The sequence below is a fragment of the Dyadobacter sp. UC 10 genome (assembly GCF_008369915.1).
In the GTDB taxonomy this organism is placed as follows: Bacteria; Bacteroidota; Bacteroidia; order Cytophagales; family Spirosomataceae; genus Dyadobacter.
The window spans coordinates 5,226,824-5,239,351 of the sequence record NZ_VSRN01000001.1; the positions used below are offsets into that span (position 1 = coordinate 5,226,824).

At 48.5% G+C, this 12,528-nt stretch carries 10 protein-coding genes; 5 read left to right on the top strand and 5 right to left on the bottom strand.

Annotated features, from left to right (window positions below; translation table 11 throughout):
* The first annotated feature begins 15 nt into the window (after window positions 1-15).
* On the top strand, window positions 16-1,800 hold the full coding sequence (locus FXO21_RS21685; protein ID WP_192579291.1) for a cytochrome-c peroxidase: 1,785 nt from the start codon (window positions 16-18) through the stop codon (window positions 1,798-1,800).
* Between the two features lie 71 nt (window positions 1,801-1,871).
* Entirely contained in the window at window positions 1,872-2,705 is an 834-nt protein-coding gene (locus FXO21_RS21690) for a glycerophosphodiester phosphodiesterase (protein ID WP_192579292.1), read from the top strand.
* A gap of 38 nt (window positions 2,706-2,743) precedes the next feature.
* Here the strand turns inward: FXO21_RS21690 and FXO21_RS21695 are convergent, their stop codons facing one another.
* From FXO21_RS21695 to FXO21_RS21705, 3 genes are all read right to left on the bottom strand, one after another.
* Window positions 2,744-3,142, bottom strand: a complete 399-nt coding sequence (locus FXO21_RS21695; protein ID WP_149642042.1) for a response regulator — start codon at window positions 3,140-3,142, stop codon at window positions 2,744-2,746.
* The gene (locus FXO21_RS21700) at window positions 3,129-5,048 is read right to left on the bottom strand and encodes a PAS domain S-box protein (protein WP_149642043.1); all 1,920 of its coding nucleotides are present in this window, start codon (window positions 5,046-5,048) and stop codon (window positions 3,129-3,131) included. Before FXO21_RS21700 ends, FXO21_RS21695 begins: the two co-directional genes overlap by 14 nt.
* A 169-nt stretch (window positions 5,049-5,217) precedes the next feature.
* Window positions 5,218-6,837, bottom strand: coding sequence for a MutS-related protein (locus tag FXO21_RS21705; RefSeq protein ID WP_225865794.1), 1,620 nt, complete (start codon window positions 6,835-6,837; stop codon window positions 5,218-5,220).
* 159 nt (window positions 6,838-6,996) lie between these two features.
* Here FXO21_RS21705 and FXO21_RS21710 point away from each other — a divergent pair, with 159 nt between their 5' ends.
* The 3 genes from FXO21_RS21710 (at window position 6,997) to FXO21_RS21720 (ending at window position 9,970) form a co-directional block, all read left to right on the top strand.
* Window positions 6,997-8,133: a DUF4249 domain-containing protein gene (locus FXO21_RS21710; protein WP_225865795.1), complete on the top strand. Its 1,137-nt coding sequence runs from the start codon at window positions 6,997-6,999 to the stop codon at window positions 8,131-8,133.
* A 106-nt stretch (window positions 8,134-8,239) separates the two neighbouring features.
* Window positions 8,240-9,040, top strand: a complete 801-nt coding sequence (locus FXO21_RS21715) for a tryptophan-rich sensory protein (RefSeq protein WP_149642044.1) — start codon at window positions 8,240-8,242, stop codon at window positions 9,038-9,040.
* 27 nt (window positions 9,041-9,067) lie between these two features.
* The gene (locus FXO21_RS21720) at window positions 9,068-9,970 is read left to right on the top strand and encodes a histone deacetylase family protein (RefSeq protein ID WP_149642045.1); all 903 of its coding nucleotides are present in this window, start codon (window positions 9,068-9,070) and stop codon (window positions 9,968-9,970) included.
* Here FXO21_RS21720 and FXO21_RS21725 read toward each other — a convergent pair.
* Both FXO21_RS21725 and FXO21_RS21730 read right to left on the bottom strand, forming a co-directional pair.
* Window positions 9,965-10,924: an endonuclease/exonuclease/phosphatase family protein gene (locus FXO21_RS21725; RefSeq protein WP_225865796.1), complete on the bottom strand. Its 960-nt coding sequence runs from the start codon at window positions 10,922-10,924 to the stop codon at window positions 9,965-9,967. The two genes, FXO21_RS21720 and FXO21_RS21725, sit on opposite strands and share 6 nt — an antisense overlap.
* Window positions 10,925-11,064: 140 nt before the next feature.
* Window positions 11,065-12,513: a SusD/RagB family nutrient-binding outer membrane lipoprotein gene (locus FXO21_RS21730; RefSeq protein ID WP_149642046.1), complete on the bottom strand. Its 1,449-nt coding sequence runs from the start codon at window positions 12,511-12,513 to the stop codon at window positions 11,065-11,067.
* Window positions 12,514-12,528 lie beyond the last annotated feature (15 nt).

A 12,528-nucleotide genomic window follows, 5' to 3' on the forward strand; every position in this document is an offset into this window, starting at 1 on the left:
TGCTTATCCGGCCGTATGAAACCAATTTATAAGCTTGTCATTTTTGCATTGCCAGTACTTTTAAGCGGTTGTTTACAGCAAAAAAGTCCTGTCGAAGCTGTCTCTGAAAAGTTTGTCACGGATCTCAATACACTCATTAGCAGAAATGAAGATTTCCTCGGCCACGCGCGTAACAATTCAGATCAAAAGGGATTACAGGAAGAGTTTCTGCGGCTTCGTTTGCAATACAAAAAAGTGGAAGCATTTGCAGAATATTTCGCGCCTACTACGGTAAAACAGGTGAACGGAGCGCCGCTGGACGAGGTAGAGGACGAGGAGAATGCAGTTTTCGAGCCGGGCGGGTTACAGGTGATCGAGGAGTTGATTTATAGTGAAGAAAAGCCTGACAAGGCAGAACTCGTGCGGCATGTCCGCAAAATGCAGGTCAATATCAAGCGGATCAAAATGCTCTGGGCCGATATCAGGATCACCGATTCGCATGTGCTTGACGCGCTCCGGCTGGAACTGTTCAGACTGATCACGCTCGGTATCTCCGGTTTCGATACACCTGCCTCGGGAAATGCACTGGAAGAGAGTGAAGTGGTGCTCAGCTCTTTGCGGGAATATCTTTCGGCTTACGATCAACTAATGCCTGAATACCAGGCGCTTGATAAAGAAATTGAGCAGGCTATCGCATTTGAGGAAAAAGGCAAAAGCTTCAACGAATTCGACCGGGCAACTTTCATCGCCGACCACATTAATCCCCTATGCATAAAGCTGCACCAAAATCAAAAGCTGTCAAAAATACCCTTCATCAACGATCGAAAACTATTGAAAGGCAGCGTAGCTACCTTATTTGACAAAGGCGCCTACGATCCGGAAGCATTGGTCGGTAATCCAAGATTTAAATCTACCGCCGACCGCGTGGCATTGGGCCAGAAGCTGTTTTATGATGTGCGGCTTTCAGGAAACGGAAAGTCCAGCTGCGGTTCCTGCCACGCACCTGCACTTGCCTATACCGACGGGTTCAAAACCAGCAAGGGCTTTTCGGGGGCGGAAATCAGCCGCAATGCGCCGACAATCAAATATGCAGCATTGCAGCAGGCGATGTTTTACGATCTCCGCTCTCCTTCGCTGGAAGACCAGGCTTCCGATGTGATCCATAATACGGCAGAAATGCACGGTTCTCTGGACAAAATCACGCAAATGATCACCTCGGACCAGGAATATGATCAGCTGTTTAAAAAAGCTTATCCGGAAATCGACGCAGTGCAGCCTGTTTATGTTCAAAATGCGCTGGCCAGCTTTGTGCGCTCGCTCAGTCCGTTCGATTCGCCATTTGATCAATATATGCGTGGAAACAAGCTAGCCTTAACCGACAGTCAGGTGGCTGGTTTTAACCTTTTTATGGGAAAAGCACGCTGTGGTACCTGTCATTTCGTGCCGCTATTCAATGGCACCGTACCGCCGGACTACCAGCGCACCGAATCGGAAGTACTCGGCGCTACCCGGGATGCCGACTGGAAGCACCCTGTTATGGATGCCGACAAGGGAAGGGGCGCCTACAACCGCTTTCCGCAATGGCAGCATGCGTTCAAAACAAGTTCGCTTCGCAATATCGCCAAAACCGCTCCCTTTATGCATAACGGCGCATTGGCTACCTTGCAGGAAGTGATGGAATTTTATAACGAAGGGGGAGGCGCAGGGCTTGGCCTCGAAGTCCCAAATCAGACGCTGGCACCGGATAAATTGCAGCTGACACAGACGGAAATCCAGCATGTGGTCGATTTTATGGAAAGCCTTACCGATACTTCGCTTTGAAGGCGATATATCGGGCATTCGTATATTAGCCTCGCAATCCTGTAAACTTGATCAATTTAGGCATGATTACCATGAAAAAGCCAACCAGTGCTGCAAATAGATACGTATTTCAACATTTGCTTAAATATATGCCGGTTCTGGCGTTTTTGCTGTTGTCAGAACTGGTTGCGAGTGCACAGGCAGTGCGGCTGATTGCCCACCGGGGCGGTGTAGTGGACAGCACTTACACCGAAAACAGCCTGCCGGCATTAATGCAGGCTGCAAAAGAAGGTTACGCGATGATCGAAACGGATGTAAGGGTTACCAAAGACGGCCAGTTGATCGCCAATCATGACGCTGATTTCAAAAGATTTTACGGCCTGGATAAACGTGTCGTTGATATGGAATGGAGCGACGTTAAAAAATTAAAAAGCACACTCGACGGCGGCAGCCCTGTTTTGCTGGAAGATGTTTTCCGGTTTTGCCGCGAACATCAGATGGGTGTGATGCTGGACAACAAGATCAGGGGAATGGACGTGAAGCTGTTTGAAAAACTCATAGCCCTTGTTGAAAAATATCAGCTGCGCGAATCAGCTTTGATGATCGGGACGGACGAATCGACGGATTTTTTTACGGGAAAAATCAGACTGAGTTGTTCGAGAAAACAGCTGGAAGAAAACATGCAAAAAACCGGCTACAAAAGCGAAAATTACTTTTTCTTCGAGCGGCCCGCCAATCTTAGCGTCGGAGATGTGAAGTGGGCGAAGTCGCTCGGGATTGTCACAATTGCCGCGATCAACACCTATCACTACCGCGATTCGAAAGATGCCCTTTCCGACGCGCGAGAGGATTGCAAAAGAATGCTCGGTTTCGGCGTCACAACCTTTCAGATCGATTCTGAATACCGGAAGTTCCTCGTGAATTGATCTGATGCCTGAATTTTTTTGCTCTTTCAAGCCGGACCTCAGCTCCGCTCCATTTTTTGATAAAATTCTTTTACATAAGCACCATAGTCCACAAATATCTCCGGTTTGATCAGATAGTCTGTCGCGCCCATTGCCAGGCACTTTTCGCGGACAGAAATCACGGAAGAAGTGGAAGTGATCACCACCCGGATATGCGCATATTCCGGCTCCGATCTGATAAATGAAAGGATATCGTAGCCGTTTTTACCGGGCATATTCAAGTCGGAAAGAACGATATCGGGCAGATCGACCGGATGTTCTTTCATCCATTCCAGTAATGTATCGCCATTGATGAAGTCACCCAAAATCTCGAACGCGCCAAAAGCCTGAAACTCCTCTTTCATGAAAAAGCGCTCGTCGTCGTCGTTTTCTACAATGATCAGTTTAAAGTGTGTCATGCGTTTTGGGTTGTTTTGGCCCCGTTTCCCAGAGCGTAAAGTGAAAAGTACTTCCATTACCTGGCTGCGATTCAACCCACAGCCTGCCGCAATGCCGCTCCACAACTTTTTTACAGATTGCAAGACCCATGCCAGCGCCAGGGTAATTCCTGGCATTGTGAAGCCTTCTGAAAGGATCAAAAATCATGCGCGTACTTTCCGGGTCCATCCCAATTCCATTGTCGGTAACCGAGATTCGGAGGTTCCCGTTTTCACGGCTGATATTCAGTCTGATATTCGGTTCGTGCCCGTTGGTGAATTTAATCGCATTGCTGAGCAGGTTTTGAAGAAGCTGCATCAGCTGGACTTTGTCGCCGGTGATCATTTCGGCTTCGTCCTTCTCAATCGTGATGGATGCACCGGCTGCGTCGATCGAGCCTTTCAGATTTTGTATCACGTGTTCAAGCAGCTCGTCCAGCGACCAGCTTTGGGTGCTGATCTGCCCTTTGCTCACCTGCGAGTAACTAAGCAAGTTTTCAATCAGCTCCTTCATGCGGTTTGCGGCAAAAATGGATTTGCTTACGTACAGGTTCAGCTCATCAAATCTTCCCTTTGAAATCCTGTCCGTGATCAGGTGCAGGAAGCTTTTTACCGTTCTTAATGGCTCCTGCAAATCGTGGGACACGATGGAGGTAAATTGTTCCAGGTCGTTGTTGGTACGCGAAAGTTCTGTATTGATTGTTTCAAGCTCACGAGCGATCTGGCGGTATTTTTCGGCACTGTCCCGCTCCGCCTGCTCCGCTATCTTGCGGTCGGTAAGGTCTCTGGTAACCTTGGAAAACCCGACCAGGACCCTGTCGGCATTATAAACTGCCGTAATAACCACGTTGGCCCAGAACTGCGTGCCGTCCTTTCGTATGCGCCAGCCCTCTTCCTCGTATTTTCCTTCCTGGCGCGCCACTTTCAGCTCATAAGCGGGTTTGTTATTGAAAATTTCTTCTTCGGGATAAAACATGGAGAAGTATTTGCCGATCACTTCCTGGTGTTCATAGCCCTTTATCCTTCTGGCGCCCTCGTTCCAGCTTGCGATCCTGCCTTTTTCGTCCATCATAAAAATGGCGTAATCGGTAACCTGCTCAACCAGCAAACGGTACCGTTCCTCGCTTTGTCTCAGGGCAGCCTCTTCGCGGTTTTGCTCTGTAAGGTCCTTGGTTACCTTTGAAAAGCCGATCAGCTTGTTCTCTCTGTTATAAACCGCTGTAAGCACGATACTCGCCCAGAACACAGAGCCGTTCTTTTTGACCCGCCAACCCTGCTCTTCATACCTGCCTGTGCGCTTCGCAGTTTCCAGTTCTTTGGCGGGTTTATCGTCGACAAGATCGTTGGGGTTATAAAAAATGGAAAAGTGTTTTCCGATAATTTCATTGGAAATATAACCGGTAAGGTGCTGGCCGCCTTCATTCCACGTGACAATATTCCCGTTGACATCCAGCATGTAAATAGAATAATCCTGCACACCTTCCACCAGTAAACGAAATCGCTCCTCATTTTCGATCAGCGCGGCTTCTTCCATTTTCCGTTCCGTAATGTCACGAATAATGCACACAAATGTGGACGGTTGCTCAGAGGATTGGGGTAGCGGGGAAATCGTGACCTCAGCCCAATACTTCCTGTCGTCTTTTGTCTTGTTCCAGTTGTTTACGACAAAAATCCCTTTTGCAGCGGCAATGCCGAGTTCGTAAGTTGTTTTGAAATTGTCATACTGGTTCAGGGTCAGCAGGTTAAGGGGCTTGCCTAACAGTTCGTTTTTATTGTAGCCCGTGAGCGCCGTGGCCGCGGCGTTGCAATACTGGATATTCCCGAAGTTATCCAATTGTAAAACGGCATCAGGTAAATTTTCCAGTAACGTAACCTGGGGTGTAGACATATTGATTGAAAATTAGATCAGGTTAGCAACGGTTACCTGCGATAGTAATACACAAAAACCGCATTACCATTTAAATAAAGAGGCATCAGGCGCAATTTACTCCGCTATGCAAATCGATTTACAGTTTACAGCTGTTCTAGAATGTGCAAGGGCACAAGTTAGTTGGTTTTCAGGGAGTTCGGTTTGATGATTTGTCCGGCTGGTGTTTTAAAATGTGATTCCCAACTTTCATTTCCGCCGACAGCCTGAGCGCCTCATGCACCACTTCCGGAGGGTAGTTGTTCAATTCAAGTATCCTGATCGCATTGGTAGTTGCCAGTTTCCCGGGTTTGATCTTGTAGTCAAACCGGATGTCGTTTCCATTGATCACTTCGGTAAAATGATAAATGGCAAAAGTTTCTGTCAGGTAATCGGCCAGCTCCCGGTCATGTGTCGAAACCAGGACGAAATTACCGGCCTGTCCCAGATAGCTGAGCACCGATTTTCCTACCGCGATCCTTTCTACCGAATTAGTACCTTTGAATAGTTCATCCAGCAGAAAAAGGTTGCAGGCGCCTGATTTGCTTTCCTCCAGCAACTGCTTCACGGCACTTACCTCTTCGAAATAATAACTTTTGTCGCTCAGCAAATCGTCCGATATCCGGATGGAAGAGTGAATTTTTATAAAAGGCATGATGAATTCTTCCGCGAGGCAGGTATTGATGGTCTGGCCAAGAATAGCATTAATGCCGACAGTGCGGATAAAGGTTGTTTTTCCCGACATATTCGAACCGGTAAGCAGGGCAGACTTCGGGTCCAGGCTGATGTCGTTTGCTACTCCTTCGAAGATTAGCGGGTGATATACTTCTCTGATAATCAATTTACTATTGTTAGCGCCAATTGTTGGCTCGCAGGAGTAAGGGACACTTTCACGCAGGTTCATGACCGAGAGCGCAACATCGATGCCGGCTACGAAATGATACACATTGCCGATATCCTTCCTTCTGGAATCGAGCATTCTCAATGTGGCAAAAAGCAATACCGGTTCTATCAGAAAAAGTGCCTTGATCAGTTCAATAAAATATTCAACAAACTGACCGATCTCACTTTGCAGTTTCGCTTCAATTTTGAATACGGACATAGATAAGCCCAGCTTATCGAGTATTTTGACCGACTTATGTAAATCGGGGCCGCTACCTGCAAATTCCGCAGTTTTCAATATGTGCCGCGCTGTTTTGTTGAGCAGCACCAGCTGCGGAAGCGAGCTGCCATACCGGTACAGATTATTTTTGTTCCAATAATGGATGCCAAGGTTAACAGGTAGCAGGACGATCAGAAAAATCAGGATTTGCGGGAAAAAGAAAGCGAGCACGACCGAAAGCACGCTGATACCCGAAAGGCACTGAATAAGCCAGAACCATTTCGGTCTCTGCATGTATTGCTCCTGAAAAAGCGAAGTAATGTAATATGCATCCTTTTGATCGAGCCTGGCAATTTCTTTGGTCAGGGCGGTTCGTAATTCAGGGTTTTTCTTAAAAATACGAATAGTACTTTCCAGTTTTTCGTTGCGATCTGTATCCGGCGGAATTGTGCGCATCATGTGATACAGATATTGCTGGCCGACAGAAGAAACGGTGCGATCGGCGAACCTGAACACATCCGCCATGTCGAGATCCTGGAAAGTCCGGTCATTGATTTGGTGGAAAACATCTTCCTGACTGGCTTTCAGGAAGTATTTCTCGATCTGGCTGAAATTGAAAAAGCCCGTTTTAATATCAGGATGTGTTTTTTGAGCAGAGGAGGATGTCATTGGCGGCGGTTTCATCGAAGTTACCTTACTTTTTCCATGGCTGGCAAGGGTATTCCGGGAGCTGGTATCTCTTTTAAGTGCTGATTAAAAGCAAATTTACAATACTTGCACGTTCAACTGTCGCAATTTCCGCGAACGGATTAAATCAATGCAGATCAGGTGAAAAACGCCAGGATACTTACCGCGGTTCTGTTACTTTTTGCGCTGCCATTTCTAACAGATGGTTGTATAGAGCCTTTTTCCCCACCGGAAATCAATTCAGACGAAAATTACCTGGTCGTTGACGGGTTTTTCAATGTCGGCGGGACGGACACGAGCCGGATAGCATTACGAAGGACACAAAATATCAATCAGGCTGCCCAGCCGATCATTGAGAAGGGAGCCACTATTACCGTGGAAAATGAAGCCGGAGAATCATACCCATTTACAGAGTCCGGGGAGGGCCAGTATCTGCTGCCACCCCAATCTTATGGTATGACTGACAAATACAGGCTACGGATTAACACTGAAGACGGCCGTGAATACCTTTCTGAATATGTGGCAGTGAACCGCACACCTGCTATCGACAGCCTTACCTACAAGCTGGATGCCGCCAGAAACGAAGTGACATTTTATGTGAATACCCACGATGCGCAGAACCGCACGCAATTTTACAGGTGGAAATTCGAAGAGACCTGGGAGTATGATGCAACGTATTACTCCGCTCTGGAAGTGATTGATGAGCAGGTGGTCATCCGGAAAGATAATATCAACAAATGCTGGGGGAATACCAGGTCGGGCAGTATTTTGCTTGGCAGTACCATCAGGCTTAGCAGTGATATCATTAAAAACCTGCCGTTGAACCGGGTACCTGTATCTACCAATAAACTTTTCATTAAATACAGCATCCTGGTCAGGCAATACGGACTTTCCCGGCCTGCTTTCGAATATTGGACAGACCTTGCCAAGACTACCCAGGCAACGGGAAGCCTTTTTGATCCGCAGCCATCGCAGGTAACGGGTAACATCAGAAGCGTTTCTGATCCCGGCGATCTTGTTTTTGGTTATTTCAGCGCTGCCACAGAAGAAACCCGCAGACTGACCATTACGCCAAAGCTGGGTATTTTTCCGAGATGTACCGAGCCTGATACCATTCCGGTAAGATGCCAGGGCAGGGACGATGATTGTGCATTGAACACCGCCCAGCTATTGCTGACCTACTGGGGCCCGCGTGCGGATTCCGTATTGGTAGCATCTTCAAATTGTACAGACTGCCGCACCGCCGGCGGTACCACTACCAGGCCTTCGTTCTGGTAAAAGTTGCAGGATAAATGGTTTGGCGCCATTTCAGCGGCATGCAGGAACAATAATTGTGTATGGTGTAATATAATTCAATGGAAGTAAAACGCAACACATCATAACTATGCAAAAGACCTTGCAAATGGCGAATATCATCGCATTGATCGCGACGATTGTCGTGAATTACCTTTCCAATACCGGGCTCTTTAATAACGAAACGATGGCGTCGGTATCAGCATCTTACGAAAACCTGTTTACGCCGGCAGGCTATGCATTTTCGATCTGGGGATTTATTTATCTGGGATTGGCCGGCTTTGTGATCCACCAGAGTAAGGGATTGTTTAATCGTAACCGTAAAACGCCCGACGTTGTGAACAGGATCGGGTGGACATTTGTACTTTCCTGTGTCGCAAACTGCCTGTGGGTAATCGCCTGGCTTTATGATTATACCGGTTTGTCGGTACTGATCATGATCGCATTACTGGCTTGCCTGATCCGCATTGTGCTGGCAACAAGAATGCAGATGGATATTATTTCTTTCAAACAAATTGCGCTGGAAAGCTGGCCGTTTGCATTTTACCTGGGCTGGATCAATGTAGCATTGATCGCAAATATCGCAGCTTATCTTACCAAGACGGGCTGGTCAGGCTTCGGTCTCCCGGCGCAAGCCTGGACGATCGGCATGATTCTGGCCGCTGCGGCGATTAATATATTCATCACCTGGAAACGCAACCTGCGCGAGTCGGCAATGGTGGGTGTTTGGGCGTTGGTAGCGGTAGCAGTTGCAAACTGGAACGGGGCGCAACCGATCGTATACGCTGCTATCGGGGCTGCGGTGATTGTATTTATAAGTGCCAATATCCACGGTTACCGGAACAAGGGCCGGCAATGGATTATCAACAAGCCGGGGGTAAGACAGATTTAATGATCGAGGTTAGCCCGGTGCCACCACATGTTTCCAATCGCTTACAACCCCATTTATAAATACCCGGTACCGGAGGGGCATCGGTTTCCGATGGATAAATATGAGCTGTTGCCTTTGCAGCTGCTGCGGGAGGGGTTCGTGGAACAAAGCGATTTTTTTGACCCGGAACCTATCGCGATGCAACCGGTTTATGCCGTGCATGGGAAGGAATATATCGACCGGTTTGTGCGATGCAAGTTGAGCAAACAGGAAATGCGACGGATCGGTTTTGAGCAGTCGCCCCTGTTGGTGGAGCGGGAATTGCGGATCACGAACGGAACCGTTGAAGGAGCGCTGAAAGCATTCGAAACAGGCATTGCATTCAATATAGCCGGCGGCACGCACCATGCCGGGCGCGACCAGGGGGAAGGATTTTGTATGATCAACGACCACGCAGTTGCTGCGCAATATCTGCTGGACCACGGAAAGGCAAAACAAATACTCATCATCGATCTCGATGTACATCAGGGAAACGGAACGGCTAATATTTTCCAGGACCAGCCTGAGGTATTCACGTTTTCGATGCACGGAAAAAATAATTATCCGTTCCGTAAAGAGAAAAGTGACCTGGACTTGCCACTGCAAGACAGGATAGAAGATGCCGAGTACCTTCAAATTTTAGCAAATACATTGCCCGGACTCGTCGAAAGAGTTAAGCCTGATTTTATATTTTACCAGGCCGGAGTGGATATTTTACAAACCGACAAAATTGGCCGGATGTCCTGCACTGCGCGGGGTTGCCAGTTGCGTGACGAGATGGTATTGCAGCTCGCCGCCAGTCGTGGTATTCCGGTGCAATGCAGTATGGGGGGAGGCTATTCCCCGCAGCTCAAAACGATCATCGAGGCGCACACCAATACATTCCGCGTCGCGGCAAAGCTATTTTCATAAACTTTTCCGAAGTTTCCAGTTGAAAGTCAGCCCGACGGGAAGATGGTCTGACAGCGGCTCACCCGTCTGATTTTCAAAGAGGTTGGCATGCAGCGCGTACCGGGTAGGGAAGAGTTCCAGCGCGTCGCTGCTGCGAAATAGGATCTTATCGATCGACTCAGTGTTTTCTGTCAGGTGCAGAATATCGCGTGGAGGAAGTTTGGACGAAGCCACTGGAAGCTGGCCCTTGTTTCGGAGCATTACCCAGGCGTCGCGCAAGTCATTGTTATTCAATAGTTTTTGAATATTGTCTGACGCAAACTGATAGCGCCCATTCAGATCACCCATCACGATCACCGCGTTTCCCGCAGAATGATCTTTTATAAATGAGGATAATTGATCAATATTCTTCCGCCGGGCCGCCGCTGCTTCCGGGTCGTTGAATGCATTTGAATGAATGTTGTACAAATCGATAAAAAGCGCTTTGCCGATCTGTACCCGCGAGTGGGTGAAGCCTTTTGGGGTAAGACAATCCGCGCCGGTGCAATCATTCCACGGAATCCGTTTGATAAATGAAATGGGGTACCGGGAAAGCGTATTCAGCCCGTCACCGAAAGGAATATTGCCTTTCGATTCAGTCCGGTAGGGGTGTGCATTACCTGAGGTGTACAGCTCGGTATGGTAGTGGAAATCTTCCTGCACATGCACGATATCAAAAGGGTTCAACCGCTTACCGATCTCGGCAATGCTGGCCGCCCGTTCCGTCTGCGCGCTGGAAATGATCTCCGGTAAGCCGGCAATATTGTAGGTAAGTACTGAAAAACGACCGTTTTGCGAGGTGTCCGTCAGCACCGGATCGTGCGCGTGCTTTATTGAAATTGCACCGAAAGTGCCCTTGAACTCAACGCTGGGCCAGAGCATCAGGAGCAAGAAACCGCAATAGGCGTAACGTTTGCCAAGAAGGTGTCTGATCACAAGTAATCCTGCTTGATTAGGATGCTATTGAAACCTAAAAGTAGGATCGTAGTGTGAACTCAGGGGTGCGTAAATGTTAAGGTTATATTATTGATTGAAATTGAAAAAAAAGCTCCGGGCTGTTGACCCGGAGCAGATTCCTAGTAAATGTCCCACCAGTTTTTCGTGGCCTGCGAATCGCCCCCGATACTTTTGGCGGCATTTTCACTGTTGACCGTATTCGAAGCCCGGCTGGCGCTCGGATATTTCAGGCGCTTCACAATACCGTCCTTCACTTCCTGGTCAAGACTGCCCGAGGCAGGGGCGATAAATAAGGTGTCCCCGTTTGGTTTTTTGATATCCAGCCGGAGCCTTTCCATCCAGCCCTGTATTCCCTGCATATATAACGCCAGCCATTTTTGCGTTCCAATGACATTTTTCCAGTTGCCGGCCTTGTAAGGTACACCCGCCAGATAAGTGGAAACCACTTTCGCATCCGTGATTCCCCACTGCGTCATGGCAGCGGTTACCGCTTCGTTATACAACTGCTCCGCAGATACGGTGCCCACATTCATCCCGCGCGCAGCTGCTTCCGCTTTAATAAACGCAACCTCCGCATAAGTGATCATATTACCCCTCGCTGACCCGCTGAAAGCCAGCACGCCCGGCTTCGATAAGCCGATCATGGTAGGTGTATTGGCTTCCGTGCCATAAGGTTTGCCCACATATTGCCCGTTGGTTTCGTCGGGACGCGCATATACCGTCAGTCTGGGATCCTTTACTTCTTTCAGATAGTCTATAACTGTGGAAGTAACGGCGAATTCGACAAGCGGGCGGTCCACATCGTTGTAAGGAAACCGGTTTGTTGCGGCTGCCGTGTTATAGGGGAAAAAAGCGTCCTGGGCTGTGGCAGTAAAAGTATTTTTGACAGCATCTTCAATCACAATTTTGGCTTCCGCAGGCATCGCATCGGCCATTCTCATCGCGATCCGCATCCGCAGCGCATTGCCGATCCTGATCCATTGCGCCGCACTTCCACCAGCGATCACATCACCGCGGATTGCGCCGGCAGTGGGGCCAGCCAAAATGTCAACCTGCGTTTTCAGCGAAGCCAGTAATGCGGTATATACATCTTTTCCTTTGTCATAAACCGGCTGCACCGTCTCATCGCCCTGCAGCGCCTGGGAGTATGGAATGTCGATATAAACATCTGTCAGAATGTGGAATAGCCAGGCTTTCATGATCTCAGTCACTGCCAGCATATGCTCACTGGTTTCCTGCGGATGTCTTTTGTAATAATTTCCGATTTCCTGCAAGTCCATGAGCGGGCCCGCGTACATGCCGTTCCAGAGGCCATCGTTGGTGAATAAAAACCTGCTCTCGCCGGTTTTGTCGGTTCCGGTCCAGTATTGCGACAGCTGCATTCCGATCCGCCCGTTAAAATAAGTATCGTAGAGCAGGTCGGAAGCACGTTTTTGCGCATTGGCCAACAAAAATTCGGGCTGGGTTTCGCCGGAACGAGCCGGGTCACTGTTTAACGTATCAAAATTATCGCATCCCGGGAGGACGAACATGCACGCCGTCAGCAGGATAAAGATTTTCAATTTCATATTCAGAATGTTTTA